Source organism: Streptomyces sp. NPDC057654, from assembly GCF_042800135.1.
GTDB lineage: Bacteria > Actinomycetota > Actinomycetes > Streptomycetales > Streptomycetaceae > Streptomyces.
Genome location: NZ_JBHVHQ010000117.1, coordinates 1 through 14,438, shown reverse-complemented (window position 1 = coordinate 14,438; position 14,438 = coordinate 1). Strand labels below are relative to the sequence as shown.

The 14,438-nt window shown below is 68.0% G+C and carries 12 protein-coding genes and 1 tRNA gene; 6 read left to right on the top strand and 7 right to left on the bottom strand.

Features of this window, described 5'->3' with window-relative positions; genetic code table 11:
- Window positions 1-555: 555 nt before the first annotated feature.
- Window positions 556-825, bottom strand: a complete 270-nt coding sequence (locus tag ACFU99_RS12455; protein WP_384389784.1) for a hypothetical protein — start codon at window positions 823-825, stop codon at window positions 556-558.
- Between the two features lie 269 nt (window positions 826-1,094).
- On the opposite strand from ACFU99_RS12455, the gene ACFU99_RS12450 reads away from it, so the two are divergent.
- From ACFU99_RS12450 to ACFU99_RS12440, 3 genes are all read left to right on the top strand, one after another.
- Window positions 1,095-2,354 (top strand): helix-turn-helix domain-containing protein, encoded by a 1,260-nt coding sequence (locus ACFU99_RS12450; RefSeq protein ID WP_384389782.1) that lies wholly within the window; start codon window positions 1,095-1,097, stop codon window positions 2,352-2,354.
- A gap of 642 nt (window positions 2,355-2,996) precedes the next feature.
- A complete protein-coding gene (locus tag ACFU99_RS12445; RefSeq protein ID WP_384389779.1) occupies window positions 2,997-3,275 on the top strand; it encodes a hypothetical protein in 279 nt (92 codons plus the stop codon).
- Between the two features lie 298 nt (window positions 3,276-3,573).
- Complete coding sequence (locus tag ACFU99_RS12440) at window positions 3,574-4,476, top strand: phosphotransferase enzyme family protein (RefSeq protein ID WP_384389776.1); 903 nt, start codon at window positions 3,574-3,576, stop codon at window positions 4,474-4,476.
- Here ACFU99_RS12440 and ACFU99_RS12435 read toward each other — a convergent pair.
- Window positions 4,454-4,855, bottom strand: coding sequence for a hypothetical protein (locus ACFU99_RS12435; protein WP_384389773.1), 402 nt, complete (start codon window positions 4,853-4,855; stop codon window positions 4,454-4,456). The genes ACFU99_RS12440 and ACFU99_RS12435 overlap by 23 nt on opposite strands.
- 180 nt (window positions 4,856-5,035) lie before the next feature.
- Here ACFU99_RS12435 and ACFU99_RS12430 point away from each other — a divergent pair, with 180 nt between their 5' ends.
- Window positions 5,036-6,049, top strand: coding sequence for a hypothetical protein (locus tag ACFU99_RS12430; protein ID WP_384389770.1), 1,014 nt, complete (start codon window positions 5,036-5,038; stop codon window positions 6,047-6,049).
- Between the two features lie 116 nt (window positions 6,050-6,165).
- Here the strand turns inward: ACFU99_RS12430 and ACFU99_RS12425 are convergent, their stop codons facing one another.
- From ACFU99_RS12425 to ACFU99_RS12405, 5 genes are all read right to left on the bottom strand, one after another.
- Window positions 6,166-6,291, bottom strand: a complete 126-nt coding sequence (locus ACFU99_RS12425) for a hypothetical protein (protein ID WP_384389767.1) — start codon at window positions 6,289-6,291, stop codon at window positions 6,166-6,168.
- Complete coding sequence (locus tag ACFU99_RS12420) at window positions 6,288-6,956, bottom strand: ABC transporter ATP-binding protein (protein WP_384389764.1); 669 nt, start codon at window positions 6,954-6,956, stop codon at window positions 6,288-6,290. Before ACFU99_RS12420 ends, ACFU99_RS12425 begins: the two co-directional genes overlap by 4 nt.
- A 28-nt stretch (window positions 6,957-6,984) precedes the next feature.
- Window positions 6,985-8,949 (bottom strand): bacteriocin-associated integral membrane family protein, encoded by a 1,965-nt coding sequence (locus ACFU99_RS12415; RefSeq protein ID WP_384389761.1) that lies wholly within the window; start codon window positions 8,947-8,949, stop codon window positions 6,985-6,987.
- 274 nt (window positions 8,950-9,223) lie between these two features.
- A complete protein-coding gene (locus ACFU99_RS12410; RefSeq protein ID WP_384389758.1) occupies window positions 9,224-9,520 on the bottom strand; it encodes a lactococcin 972 family bacteriocin in 297 nt (98 codons plus the stop codon).
- 804 nt (window positions 9,521-10,324) lie between these two features.
- Window positions 10,325-10,406, bottom strand: a tRNA-Leu gene (locus tag ACFU99_RS12405).
- Window positions 10,407-10,830: 424 nt separating this feature from the next.
- Between ACFU99_RS12405 and ACFU99_RS12400 the strand changes: the two genes are divergently transcribed.
- The gene (locus tag ACFU99_RS12400) at window positions 10,831-11,613 is read left to right on the top strand and encodes an ABC transporter ATP-binding protein (protein WP_384389756.1); all 783 of its coding nucleotides are present in this window, start codon (window positions 10,831-10,833) and stop codon (window positions 11,611-11,613) included.
- A gap of 231 nt (window positions 11,614-11,844) precedes the next feature.
- The gene (locus tag ACFU99_RS12395) at window positions 11,845-14,391 is read left to right on the top strand and encodes an ABC transporter permease (RefSeq protein ID WP_384389755.1); all 2,547 of its coding nucleotides are present in this window, start codon (window positions 11,845-11,847) and stop codon (window positions 14,389-14,391) included.
- The last annotated feature ends 47 nt before the right edge of the window (window positions 14,392-14,438 follow it).

Sequence of the window (14,438 nt, the reverse complement as noted above, 5' to 3'; positions counted from 1 at the left end):
GATGGGGTTATTGCGAGTTGCTCGGGTGCGGGGGCGTTTCGGGCCTGCGGCCCACGGCAGCCGAAGTGAAAGGGCGCGCTGCGCTGCGCCCGGGGGCGGCTGGCCGTCCGGGGGCGGTTTCCGCCCGTACAAGGAGGGCCCACAGCTATGGAAACTCCACTCCGACGCCGAGCGCGCCCGATATGCCCGACACGCCAGGTTCACCCTTCAACAGGGTGCAGTTACCTACCGGTTCCGCGTCCCATAAGGCGCTTTTGTCGGGCGGCAACCGCACCCTACCTACCAGTAGCCAGATGCGGAGCGCAGCGGAGCCTCCTACGGTCCCCACCACCGCCCCACCCGTCACTGCACGCGCTGTGGACCCGCAGGGCCCGAGACGAACCCGCACCCACCCACACCGAATACCGCCCCACCCACCAGCCGCCCGCGACACCAGCCCACACCACCCCAGCGGCAGACAGCGAACCCGCCCCAACCCCAACCCCGTCGCCGCTCACGCTGTGGCCCCGCAGGGGCAACCCTCCCGACACCACACATTGATGAGCAGTAAAAAGATCAGCTCCAGTGGAAGATGTACTTGCCGCCCGAGGGAGTGCAGGTGTAGCTGTGCAGCATTCCCATCTGGGCCATGACGTTGCCGTAGGTCTGGCATTCCTGGAGCGAACCGAACGGCACGTCCTGCCGGGGCGTGTCCATCACGCGCACCACCGTGGACTGGCTCGGCTGCAACGGCTCCGCGGAAGCGGAACCCGCCCCGGTCAGCGTCACCGCGGCGGCGGAGAGAGCGGCGAGCGTCAGGGCGGAGCGTTTGGTCCACGTGCGCATGAATTCTCCTTCTGTGAATCCTCGGCCTGCCGAGGCACCCAGGGCAACCCGCCACCAGGCACTCAGCGTCCCGCCACGCTAGGCCGGTGCCGCTGACGCGGACATACACCCGACTGCTCACCCCTTGCCCAAGCGCTGCCCGCCGCGCTCGCCAATCGCCCTCGCCAAGACGCCCGTTGCTCGGACGCGTGTCACGGCACCCGGCCGAATTCCCGCGCCCATTGCCCGCGCTTTCCCGGCGTACGCTGACGGAAGAGGTAGGTGACGCGATGTCTTCAGACGCGATGTCCTCAGAACTGGCGGACAACGTACGGAACCACCGACGACGCGCGGGCTTCAGCCAGGAGCGGCTGGCCGAAGCGGCGCGCGTCTCCCCCGCACTCGTACGCAAAGTGGAGCAGGGGGGAACACCGCGGGTGGAAACCCTGTACGCGCTCGCTCGCGCCCTCGGGGTGACCACCTCGGCCCTCTTCGCGACCGGGGCGCCGGAGCCCGTACGCGACGACGGACCGAATCATCTGCGGCTGATGGAGATCCGCCGAGCCCTCATGCCGCCCGTGGGCCTCAAGGAGGCCGTGGCAGCGGCCGGGGAGTCGCCGCCGTCACCCGCCCAGGTGATTCGGCGCGAGATCGCCGACGCGCACGCGCTGTACCAGACGGACCGGTACGACTCCGTGGCGAAGCGGCTTCCGGGAATCACCCGGGCAGCGGAAACGGCGGTCTCCGCGCACGACGGCGACGAAGAGCGCCGCCGGGCGCTGGACGTCCGCGCCCAAGCCTTTCTGCTGACCGGGAAATACCTGACTCAGGTACGGCAGTACGACTTGGCGTATTACGCGCTGTCCCAGGCGATCCGCGACGCGCGGGAAGCAGGGCACACGCTGACGGCCGCCACCGGCGTGGTCGGCCTGAGCTGGCTCCTCCTGCGGCAGGACCGCTTCGACGAGTGCGAGAGCCTGGCCGGCGCCACAGCCGACGAGATGGAACCGCGCGTTTCCACCGCCGCCCCCGGCCAGATCGCCGTGTGGGGGGAACTCTCGCTGCGCGTCGCCTCCGCGGCAATGCGCGACAACCGGCCCGACACGGCCCGGGAAGCACGCCGGATGGCGAGTACGGCCGCGAGCGCACTGGGCGTGGAGCACACCGACTTCGGCTCGCACTGGACCACCTTCGGCCCCGTCACCGCGGAAATGAAGGCGGTGGAGGACCTTTCCCTCATCGGGGACGCGCACGGAGTCCTCCGGCGTTCCGACGACGGCGTGTTGAGCCGCAAAGGCATGAAAGCGGCGGGAAAACCCAGCTCCAACAACTGGGACCGCCACCGTCTGGACGTCGCGCGCGCCCACGTCATGCTCGGATCGCATCACGACGCCATGCACGAATTGAACGCGCTGCGCCGTACTTCCCCCGAGTGGGTCCGCCATCAGGCAATGGCACGCTATGTAATGGCCGACGTCCTGCATCACCGCAAGCGCACTCTCACGAAGGACATGCGTGAAATGGCAGCGCACCTCGGAATCACGGGGTAGTTGCTACGCGCCGTATCACGTACGGCAGTTGGCCGCGCGAACTGCACCGGAGCATGTCTGGTCACTGCTCGGGCACGGCCATACGGTCACCCCGTCAAGCCCGAAGACGACGACCAGAGGTGTCGGTGACCAGCACAGCACCAAGGGCGAACAGTGCCGGAATCAGCAGAGCCGGAATCAGCAGAGCCGGAATCCACCAGGCACGCCCGAAGCCACCCCCCATCCCCTCATTCACACAGTTGAACGACCTGATCAGATCCGTCGCAAGTGGAGACTTCTGGCGCCTGGTCCCTGAGGAGATTCCCCGACCACACGAGTTCGCCGAGCCGACAAGGGAGTTGGCGGACCGGGTGCGGCGCGGCCTGAGGGGGCTGGAAGCATGAAGAGCACGGCGCGAGCGAACTTGGCCAGAATGATCGCGGAGGAAGGGACCAACGGGGCTCTCCTCGTATTCAAGAACGGCCCTCCGCCCCTCTCCGACGGCGAGGCCGCAAAGAACCCGAGGCGAGCGGTGCCACCCAGCCCCGCCGCCTTCCCCCGGTGCCAATGCCCACAGCACCGGGCCGGTCTGGGGAAGCCGGACACCGCGATCCGCCTGACGGACAAGAGCAAGCCCGACAACGGCAGCCGAGAGGCAAGGCCATGAGGCGCACGTTCAGATTCATGGCATGGACGTTCGAGCAGGATCGGTCCACGTATCCGGAGTACAGCGCGACGTGCGTGACGGGTGAGGAGAGGGACTGCGGGGAGATGATCCGTTCCGGTGGCTCGGACTGGATCGAGGAATGGATGCGCCGCCACACCCAAACCACGGGCCACACCCGCTACCGCCGAACCTTCGACGACTACGTGACGCTGGAACCTCCCCGGAACACAAGGGTGTTGTTTCCCGGAAAGGGCACGGCCGCGCCGCCACACTGAGCGGGTGAACAACGGCGCATGGAACGACCCGTACCGGCAGAGGCCGAACGCGAATCCCCCCGTGCAATGCGTCAAATGCCAGGGAACCGAAGTGATCCTGTCCCAGGTCCCCCACCCTGGGACAGGCGAACTCCAATGGCGACTCACCTGCCTCCGCTGCCGAATCGCCTGGCCCCAGGACCAGCACGGCGGCGCGCCGGACGAATACGTTTGAGGAAAGGGCGAGTTGGCCGGGACGGCGCGACCTACTCTGGGATGCCCCGACCCCACGCGGAACCCCACACGGAGGATTGCCGCAATGCCCGACCATGACCTTCAACCCGTCGCCCGGCTCCTCAAAGAGCACTGGGCGCTCCAGGCGGATGAGATCAGGCCCATCGAGGGCGGGATGAACTCCCTGACATGGGAGGTCCGCTCAGGAGACGCCCGCTGGGTGGCGAAGGCGGTACCGCCGCAGGCGAAGAAGGCGTTCGCGTACGGTCTCGACCTGGCGGAGCGGCTGGAACGGGCGGGCATACCGGCCGGGGCGCCCGTGGCGACGACCGGCGGACTGACGACCGTACCCCTCGAAGACCGGGCGATGGCCCTCCTCCGCTGGGTGGAGGGCCGCGGGCTGACCGGCGAGTCGCACACCGAACTGGAGACGATGGGAACCACCTTGGCCCGCGCCCACGGCGCACTCGGCGTGCAGAACGCCAAGGCCGCCAAGCCCGCCCGCCTCCGTCTCCCGAGCCTCCCGACGGAACACCTGGACGTACGCCCCTGGCTCAGGTCCGCGATCACCAAGGTCATGGCCCGCCTGAACGAACTCGACCTGCGGTCGCTGACCTGGGGCCCGACACACGGCGACCCGGCACCGGACGTCTTCCGTCTCGACCCGGTCAGCGGTGTCTGCGGGATGATCGACTGGAGCGGCGCCACCGTGCAGCCGCAGGTGTACGACCTGGCGGCACTGGTGATGTACCGAGGCCCGGACGCCATGCGCCCGCTCATCGATGCCTACACGGCGACCGGCGCCCTCCCCCGCCCCGAGGTCGAACGCTCACTGCGCCCCCTGCTGACCTACCGCTGGGCCGGCCAAGCCGTGTACTTCGCCGCCCGAATCGCCCGGGACGACCTCACAGGCATCGACGGCCCGGCCGCGAACGAGGCGGGCCTGGAAGCCGCCCGCCGCTGGCTCACCGACCGGAACAACGACTGAGGTCCGCCCGCTCCATCCACTCGCGCACGGACATCGCGCCCTCCATGCGCCGGGCGATCCTCGTCTTGGACGACGCGTCCAGGGTCGCCGGGATCCGGTCGAAGGTGGCGGGAAGGACGTCGAGCAGGCTCAAGATCTGTTCGCCGGTGCTGACGGTCAACAGCAATTGGCATCGCCATTGGGGCGAGACTTCAGGGCGGTGCCGGAGCTGGTGCACGAGTACGGGAAACAGGTAGTGCGTTCCTGCTGCGGCAGCGTGCTCGCTGAGCCAGTCGACGGGGAGCCGCTGGCTCAGCCCGCACGCGGCGGCCTCCCGCTCCAGATCGAGGAGGTGATCGGTGTCGACGGCTCGGATGGTACGGGGAAGCGCTGAGGCCATGCCGAGATGATCGCAGGCGGGTCCCCGTCCACGCCGCCCACCAGGCATTTTGAGCGGGCCGACCAGCCAACACCGGCCAACTGGCCACCCATGGCGGCCACTTTGCCCACTCAAGATCATCGGCCGATTACCCTATGGGGCAGTTTCAAGATCTTCCATAGGGAAAGCGGTTTCTAGCGTATGAGACTCACGCGCGTCTCGGTGGCCGTAGCTGCCGCCGCCATCGCACCGGCCTTACTTCTGTCCTCCCCCGCGTTCGCCGCGGACAGCGCTCCGACCCCCGCGAAGCCGGTGACCGGCACCGCCTCGGACACCGATCCGGCAGGGGCCAAGACGGGATCGCAGGAGAAAGAGGATCGCGCCGCGATCCAGAAGATACTCGCCGACAAGTCGATCGGCTCGACTCTCCACAAGGCGGCGCAGGAAGCGCTGGACGGCAACGCGCAGCAGATGCGTCGCTTCCTGGAGGAAGGCCAGTACGTGGCGCGCCTCTACGACGACCGGATACTCGCCACCCGCATCGAGGACGCCGGCGGCCCGGCGGTGCGGGAAGCCGCCCGGAAAGCGCTGAACTCCAACGACGATGCGGATCTCCAGTACTTCCTCAAAGTGGGCCAGTACGAAGCCCGGTACGACGACGACCGGGTACTCGTCGGCCGCATCGCGGGCACCGGCGGCCCGACGGTGAAGGCCGCCGCGCGGAAGGCGCTGAACGCCAACAGCGCCCGTGCCCTCCGGGAGTTCCTCGATGTGGGCCAGTTCGAGGCGCGGGCCAAGGACGAGGCGGATGCCGCTGCCGCTCGTAACAAGCCCGCTCCGGGCAAGGACCACGAGGGCGACAAGGGCACCAAGCCCGGCAAGGACAAGGCAGACCGCCCGGCCCACGGGACGGACAAGGACGACAGCGGCGTGGCCGCCAAGGCCACGAAGGAGAAGGCAGCCGCCCCCGCAGCCGTCAGCCCGGAGGGCACTGGCACCGGCACCGGCACCGGCACCGGCACGACCACCGTGAAGGCCGCAGCCGCCACAGCCGCCATCTCCGCGGCCCCCGCCGGCACCACCACAACCGCCGAACTCGCCTCCACCGGCACCGGCCCCGCCACCCCCTGGGCCCTCGGCGGCACCGCTGTAGCCCTCACCGCCGGCGCAGCCCTCATGCTCGCGACTCGCCGCCGCCCCGCCGTCGAGCGCTGACGGCCCCGTAGGCCCGTAAATCCAGATAGACCCAAACACCCCCGGGCCTCGGTCCCCCGGCACGCACCCGCACAAGCCCCACGACCGAGGCCCGCAGGGCGCGTGCGGCGGAAGGATCAGAGCAGATGCAGTCCGATCCGCCCCAGGATGACTCCGGTGTGCTCTCCGTAGACGAGAAGTACCGCGCCGAGGCCGAGGACCAGGATGCCTACAACAAGTCTCCATGTGAGGCGGGCGTTCATGAGTGCTGCCTTTCTTTGACAGGTTCGGGTTGTGTGGTGCTTCCAACTGCGAGAACGGTGTCGCAGCGGTCACGGACGGCGTCGTTGTGGGTGGCGATGACGACCGCGCAGCCGTCCTTGCTCATCGAACGGAGGATGTCCACAACCATGGTGGCGTTGTCGTGGTCGAGAGCGCCGGTCGGCTCGTCTGCCAGAACGAGCGCGGGTTGCTTGACGATGAGCCGGGCCAGAGCGACGCGTTGCTGCTCTCCGCCGCTGAGCCGGTGGACCTGTTCCTTCTCACGTCCTGCCAGGCCGACGCGTTCGAGTGCCTCGACGATGCTCGGGGTTCCCTTCCTGGCCCGACGCGGTTTCATGGCGACCATGAGGTTGGCGGCGACGGTGGCGTTGTCGATCAACGCGTAGTTCTGGAACAGGTAGCCCAGGACGTCGCGTCGGTAGTACCGGGCAGCACGTGGACGGAAGCGGGTGATGTCCCGGCTCTCGTAGCGGATCGCTCCGGACGTCGGTTCGTCCAGGAGGCCGAGGCAATTGAGCAGTGTCGACTTGCCGGAGCCGCTCGGGCCGGTCAACGCGAGGATCTCCCCACGCGCCACGGTGAAGGCGAGGCCGGACCACAGGGTGCGCGGGCCGAAGGACTTGGACAGGTTCTCGATCTCGATCACGTGGCAGCTCCTGCACGGCGGTGGGGAGTCACGACTCGGTCGCACCTTCCTTGACAATGCGGCGGTGGAAAGCGCCAAGGGCCAACAGCACCGCCGCGACCTCGACGACGACGAGCGCGACGGTGACGCCGAGGTCGAGTCCCGTGACTTCGGCGGCCGGCCTGGGGGCGGGGATACCGAGGGCCGCGTACCGGGCGAGGTCCTGGTTCTGCTGCCACACTTTGAAAGGCAGCCATACGACCAGGAGCACGGCCAGAAGCCCTTCGAGCAGCAGGACGGGGCGGTGGGTGGCGGTGAAGGTCCATCCGCTGATGTGCCGTGCGAAGATCGCTTGCGCGTTTTTCCGGGAGTGGACGATGCAGACGCCGACTCCGGTGATGAGCAGCACCGTCACGGCCACCGCCAGGTTGAACAGTTGCATCCTGAAGTCTCCGACGAGATCCCGCAGTTTGTTCGCGGCGTTCTGCGCGACTGGGGTCATGGACATCACGTATGTCTCAAGGTGGTGTTTCTTGATACCGGCTGTGACGTCGTCCGGGTCGGGGAAGACGATGCTGCTCTGGGAGGCGTAGTCGGTGTAGAGCTTGTTACTGACCAACGGCGACCCATTGGGGAAGGCGATGATGACGGGGTCGGTGACCAGGGAGTCGTCCGCGCCTAGTTTCTCCCCGTTGCGCTGCTGACCACCGGGGTTGTACGTGAAGACACGCTGATTGTCCTTCGACCACACCGTCTCCACCTTGGCCGCTGAGACGATCTCCGGGGTGACGGGGTTCAGCAGCCCCGGGACTTGCTCACGCAGGCGTCCGGCATACCGCGCAAGGGGCCTGGGGAGCAGCAGCCGTACCCGCCCGGGGTCCGCGTCGCTCATGGTGACCCGGTGTCCCGACGAGTCGAGAACGGGCTGCGCGGCCAGAAAGGACTCGTTGACGATCAGTACGTCGTGATTCACGAGGTCTCCCGGGCCCCGCCCCCCGGTTCTCCGGTGGCCGGCAAAGATGATGTCCCCGTCTCTGTCTGCCTGGTGCAGCCAGGGCCCCACTTTCTCGTTCAGGTTTTTCAGCCCCGCTTCGCTTGCGAGGCTGCCGTTGAAGGCGATCGAGGTGGCGTTGCCGATCTTCGCGTACGCGCGGCTGCTCTCCTGTCGGGCCAGTACATCCTGGCCGGCCATAACGACAGCCGAGGCGATGCTCAGCGCCAGCAGAAGCGCTGGAACTCTGACGAGGTAGGCGCAGACCGCAGCGGCCCGCGCCGGCAACTCCCCCTTCAGAGCCGACAGCACATCGGTCTGGGACATCAGGCCGAGCATGGCCGCGTGTGTGACAAGGGCGACGGCGCCGAGCACAAGGGTGGCGCCCAGCGTGAGCAGCGTGAAGGTGCCGATCCAGGCCAGTCCGTTGTAGAGCCCGAGGAGCAGCAGTGCCGTGGCGGCCACGGCAACGAACGCGATGGCCCAGAACGCCGCCAGCTGACGCAGGTCCCGCCGCAGAATCTGCCCGAATGACTTCCCTTGCAGCCGCAGTACGCCATACGCCTTCGCGTTGAGCAGGACTCCCGCGCCGGTCATCGTCACGACGGCGAGCGCGACGACGAAGAACGACCGATACAGCGCGGTTCCCTCGTAGTTGAAGCTCAACTGCGTCAGCGAGACGGGGTGGTAGACCTTGGCTGTCAGCCCCAGACCGGTGAGGTGCCGGGTGAGCGACGTGGCGGCCTGGTCCGAACCGAAGACGTAATAGATGCCTCGGGGATCACGCATCCCCAGGTCGGCTACGGGATGCACGTCGGTGTGGTAACCACGATCGAAGGAGGGGTAGCCCTCCTTCAGCCAGTCGGAGTGCGGGCCGCCCGGCGCAAGATAGAGATGCCTGCGGCTGGACGGGGCCTTGAGGTCGAGGACTTCACGCGCGACGGTCGCCCGTTGATCCTCTGCGAACTCCGCGACAGCACGCGCGACTTGAGAGCCGCTGGCCGAGTTGTCGGAGTCCGTCACCCATACGACGGCGGAGTGCCCGAGCACCCAGTCCTCTTCGAAGCTCCGTAAGGACAGGAAGGCGAGAACCGCTGAGTAGGCCAGCACAGCGGCGTGAACGAACTTGATACCTCGGTGCAGCATCAATTGCCTAGGTCAGGGCACTTCGAGGAGCGCGACTCAGAAAGTTGGACATGCTGGGAGCGGTCCGCCCACCGGGGAAAACGATTCCGCGCCATCCGGCGGGCGGACGCTCATCCTACGAAACCGAGCTGACGCCCGGCCGCCACCACTGTCAGCAGGTGGTCTTGTAGTAGGTCTCGTTGCCGTACAGCGCGGCCTCGACCTGGGTAAAGGACCATTCGTCCTTGGGTGCCGTGTCGCTCTGGATGGTCTTCCCGACTGAGGTCGAACCGTGGCACTTCGTCGGGTGGTAGTAGTTCGACCACACCTGCGAGGTACCGGCGCCGTAGTCCCATGTCCCTCCGCCCACCTCCTTCACGGTCGCCAGCGCAGGAGCGGCGCCGGCCACGATGAGGACCCCAGCGGCCACAGCGATCTTCAGGCTCTTCTTGTTCTTCTTGCTCTTCACTGCACCTCCTCCATCTTCACTCGATCTTGACGTCGCCAGATCATTCCGGAGAAGGACAATCCTCAACAAGGCTTGAAAGAAAGGTGAGTTGAGATTGGCCTGATTACGCCCGCGCCCGCATGCCGGCGCTCCGACGAGCCACCCCTTGCACGCCAAGGGGCATGGAGGCAGCGGGAGACGATGCGGCGGCATACGCAGAGTTGGCGTGAACCAGCCAAGGTGACGGACGTAGGGGCTGTACGTTCCCAGCGTGTGGTGCACTTCGGTCGCAGCGCGCTGAAACCCCCGCTGGCCCTCAACGACGGCACCCCGGCCAGGGGGCGCGGGTGGGTTGCCGGGATAATCAGGGCGCACCCCGAACGTCGTCGTGGCCAACTCGTCCGCGTTCTCGTCTCCGGGCAGCCAGCTTGCGGCGGCGTACAGTCCGATCACGGCTGATTCGGTCCGGCCTGACGGGAAGGGCGGGCGTCACCGCGTATACCTCGGCTGAGTGCGCGCCATGACGGAATACCTGGCGCTGTTGACAACGAAGCTCACCCTGCTCCACACAGCACTTGACGTAACGGGCAGGACACTGTGCGTATCGACATGCCTGGCGAAGCTGTCGAACAGGCCACAGCCACGCCCGGCGGGTAGGCTCCCCGCCTGCCGGGTACCCCAGATCGTCTGGGCGTTGCCGCCGTGACCAACGGCAAGTGGAGAATTACCGCGCCCCTCTTACTCGCGCGACAGGCGGAGTCGTAGGCTCCGCCTGTCGGCCGCGGAACTCGCCGAGCGCCTGGCGAAAGAAACGGATCAAGGAGGTGCCCGGAGCCGGACTTGAACCGGCACGGCCCGAGGGCCAGCGAGGTTTAAGCTCGCCGTGTCTGCATTCCACCATCCGGGCAGGGGCTCTCGGTCCGTGCGTACAGGGAGGCGCACGGCCCTCCCCTTGGAGAGCATGACGAGCCTAGCCCCGAGCGGCCCCCCGAACAGCGGAACGTTGGCCCGAGGTTGTCTTATTTTATTGGCAACTGAGGGTGCATCAGTACCCGGCCGACGCCATTGGCACATGCCACGGGCTGTTCCCGACCGGTCACCCTCCCGTCAGGGCCCGGAGGCGGAATTGTCGCAATCTCGCCGCCCCGAACGGCTCGCCTACCTGCCCCGGGGTGTCAGGGTCATGCTCCTACCAAAGGATGATGCGACTCCCGCGCGGTACCTCCCTGGTCTCCCAAGGGAACGGGAGCAGGGTCTGATCCCCTGGCGGCTTTCGGCACGGACCATGGTGTCAGTCCCCGAAAAGCTCGTTCCGACAGGAGTCCCCCGCCGTGACCACCTCCCCCCTCGGCGCCCAGACCGCCGTCCGCGCCACCGCGGTGGCCGCCCGCGCCACGGATCTCACCAAGGTCTACGGACAGGGTGAGACCCAGGTGGTCGCGCTCGACGCCGTCTCCCTCGATTTCCACCAGGCGGAATTCACCGCGATCATGGGCCCCTCCGGGTCCGGCAAGTCGACGCTGATGCACTGCATGGCCGGTCTCGACTCGGTCTCCGGCGGTTCGGCCCGGATCGGCGACGTGGAGCTGACCGCGCTCAGCGACAAGAAGCTCACCCAGCTCCGCCGCGACAAGATCGGCTTCATCTTCCAGGCGTTCAACCTGCTCCCCACGCTCAACGCCCTGGAGAACATCACGCTCCCCATGGACATCGCCGGCCGCAAGCCCGACAAGAAGTGGCTGGACATGGTCGTCGACACCGTCGGCCTCTCCGGGCGGCTCAAGCACCGGCCCAACCAGCTCTCCGGCGGTCAGCAGCAGCGCGTCGCCGTCGCCCGCGCCCTCGCCGGCCGTCCCGAGATCATGTTCGCCGACGAGCCGACCGGAAACCTCGACTCCCGCTCCGGCGCCGAGGTCCTCGGCTTCCTGCGGAACTCCGTGCGCGAGCTCGGCCAGACCGTCGTCATGGTCACCCACGACCCGGTCGCCGCCGCCTACGCCGACCGCGTCGTCTTCCTCGCCGACGGACGGCTCGTCGACGAGCTGCGCGAGCCCACCGCCGACGCCGTCCTCGACCGGATGAAGCGCTTCGACGCCCGGGGGCGCACCAGCTGAGCCGACGGAGCAGCTGAGCAGGCGTACGAGCCGACACCGGCCCCGGCCCGCCTCCCTCCGCCCGTACGAACCCCGGCCCGTACGGACCAACGCCGGCCCCGGCCCGTACAGCCTCAGCCTCCCGGCCTCACGCCGCACGCCCCCACCCGCCAGACTTCTCCTCGCAGCCCCCGCGCCCCGGCCCCGACGCCCGGTCGCCCAAGGGCGCGGAGCCTCCCCCCAGGACTGACCATGTTCCGTACCGCCTTGCGCAATGTGCTCGCGCACAAGGCCAGGCTGCTGATGACCGTGCTCGCCGTCATGCTCGGCGTCGCCTTCGTCTCAGGCACCCTGGTCTTCACCTCGACCATCTCCGGCGCGCTCCAGAAGAGCTCGGAGAAAGGCTTCACCAACACCGACATCGCCATCACCACCTCGGATTCCTCCGACAACAACCGCAACGAGGGCACCGACAAGCCCGATGACTGGCACCAGCTCCCCCAGAGCCTGCTGACGAAGGTCTCCAAGGTGCCCGGCGTCGACGCGGTCACCGGCACCGTCGGCGGGTTCGCCGCCGTCTCCGGCAAGGACGGCAAGCTCGCCGGCAGCGGCTTCACGTCCGCCGGCGGGAACTACTACGCCGGCAAGGGCGGCGCCGACATCCGGTACCCGCTCAAGGACGGCCGCGCGCCGCACACTTCCCACGAGATCGTGCTCGACACCAAGACCGCCGAGCGCGCGGGCGTCAAGGTCGGCGACACCGTCCGGATGTCCGTCAACGGGCCCGTCATGCAGCAGAAGGTCGTCGGCGTCTTCACCACCGACGACGGCAACGTCACGGCCGGCGGCAGCCTCGCGCTCTTCGACACCAAGACCGCGCAGAAGCTCTACACCAAGCCCGGGGAATTCTCCGAGATCGACGTGAAGGCCGCGCCCGGCACGTCCCAGACCGCCCTCAAGAGCGCGATCGACAAGATCCTGCCCCACACCGCCGAGTCCACCACCGGCCAGAAGCTCGCCGACGACCAGGCCAAGGCCATCGCCACCGGCATGAGCAGCATGAAGACCGGCCTGCTGGTCTTCGCGGGCATCGCGCTCTTCGTCGGCATCTTCATCATCGCCAACACCTTCACCATGCTGGTCTCCCAGCGCACCAAGGAGCTGGCCCTGATGCGCGCGGTCGGCGCGAGCCGCCGCCAGGTGACCCGCTCCGTGCTCATCGAGGCGTTCGTGGTCGGCGCGATCGCCGCCGTCACCGGTCTGCTCGCGGGCATCGGCATCGGCGCCCTGCTGCGCACCCTGATGAACGGCGGCGGTGCCACCGTCCCCGACGGCCCCCTGGTCGTCGAGCCCTCCACCATCGTGGTCTCGCTGGTCGTCGGCATCCTGGTGACCATGCTCGCCGCCTGGCTGCCGGGCCGCCGCGCCGCGAAGATCCCGCCGATCGCCGCCATGAACAGCGTGCACGCGGTCGCCACCACCCGCTCCCTGGTCGTCCGCAACACCATCGGCGCGATCTTCTCCGGCGCGGGCATCGCGGCCGTGATCGGCGCGACCGGCATGGGCTCCGACGGCAAGGGCCTGCTGGGCCTGGGCGCCGGGCTGCTGCTGATCGGGGTGTTCGTGCTGACCCCGCTGCTGTCCCGGCCGCTGATCGCCGCCGCCGCGCCCGTACTGCGCGCCTTCGGGATCTCCGGCAAGCTCGCCCGGCAGAACGCGGTCCGCAACCCGCGCCGCACCGCCGCCACGGCCTCCGCGCTGATGATCGGCCTCACCCTGATCACCGGTCTGACCGTCATCGCCGGCAGCGTCCAGGCGGCCGTCGGCAAGATGGCCACGGACTCCGTCAAGGCCGACTACGTCGTCGCCATGGAGAACAAGCTCCCGCTCTCCCCGCAGGTCAGCAAGGAGATCGCCGCCGACCCGAACGTCACCGCGTCCAGCCCGATGCGCAGCTCGGGCGCCCACATCAACGGCGACAGCGGCTATCTGACGGGCGTCAACGGCAAGGACCTGGCGAAGCTCACCAACCTCGACTTCGCCTCCGGCTCCCTGAACGTCGGCGGTCACAGCACCGTCATGGACGAGGACCACGCCAAGGAACACCACCTGAAGGTCGGTTCCTCGTACGTCGCGACCTTCGAGGACGGCAAGAAGAGCCGGATGACGGTCTCCGGCATCTACAAGGGCAACCAGCTGCTGCGCGGCATCCTGGTCGACACCGCGACGCTCGCCCCGCACCAGAAGGACGCCACCGACCAGCAGGTGCTGGTCAAGACCAAGGGCGGCGCGAACAAGGAGTCCAAGGACGCGCTGCGCAAGGCGCTCGGCGACAACCCCGCCATCGCGATCCAGGACAAGAAGGACATCACCAACGAGATCGCCTCGATGGTCAACCTGATGCTGAACATGCTCTACGGGCTGCTCGCCATGGCCGTGATCGTCGCGGTGCTCGGCGTCGTCAACACCCTGGCCATGTCGGTCTTCGAGCGCTCCCAGGAGATCGGGATGCTGCGGGCCATCGGCCTGGACCGCAAAGGCATCAAGCGGATGGTGCGCCTGGAGTCGCTGGTCATCTCGCTCTTCGGCGGCGTGCTCGGCCTCGTGCTCGGCGTGTTCTTCGGCTGGGCGGCCGGCGAGCTGATCGGCTCCACCATGGACACGTACTCGCTGGTGCTGCCGTGGGGCCGGATGGGAATCTTCCTGCTGCTGTCCGCGCTGGTCGGCATCCTGGCCGCGATGTGGCCCGCCCGCCGGGCCGCCCGGCTGAACATGCTGTCGGCGATCAAGGCGGAGTAAGCGGCTTGCCGCCTCGCGCACCAGGGTCCGGCCCGCGGTTCACACCG

Coding starts and splice junctions, on each gene's coding strand:
- ACFU99_RS12450 (WP_384389782.1), top strand. CDS start 1,095: ATGTCTTCAGACGCGATGTCCTCAGAACTGGCGGACAACGTACGGAAC.
- ACFU99_RS12440 (WP_384389776.1), top strand. CDS start 3,574: ATGCCCGACCATGACCTTCAACCCGTCGCCCGGCTCCTCAAAGAGCAC.
- ACFU99_RS12445 (WP_384389779.1), top strand. CDS start 2,997: ATGAGGCGCACGTTCAGATTCATGGCATGGACGTTCGAGCAGGATCGG.
- ACFU99_RS12430 (WP_384389770.1), top strand. CDS start 5,036: ATGAGACTCACGCGCGTCTCGGTGGCCGTAGCTGCCGCCGCCATCGCA.
- ACFU99_RS12435 (WP_384389773.1), bottom strand. CDS start 4,855: ATGGCCTCAGCGCTTCCCCGTACCATCCGAGCCGTCGACACCGATCAC.
- ACFU99_RS12395 (WP_384389755.1), top strand. CDS start 11,845: ATGTTCCGTACCGCCTTGCGCAATGTGCTCGCGCACAAGGCCAGGCTG.
- ACFU99_RS12425 (WP_384389767.1), bottom strand. CDS start 6,291: ATGAACGCCCGCCTCACATGGAGACTTGTTGTAGGCATCCTGGTCCTC.
- ACFU99_RS12455 (WP_384389784.1), bottom strand. CDS start 825: ATGCGCACGTGGACCAAACGCTCCGCCCTGACGCTCGCCGCTCTCTCC.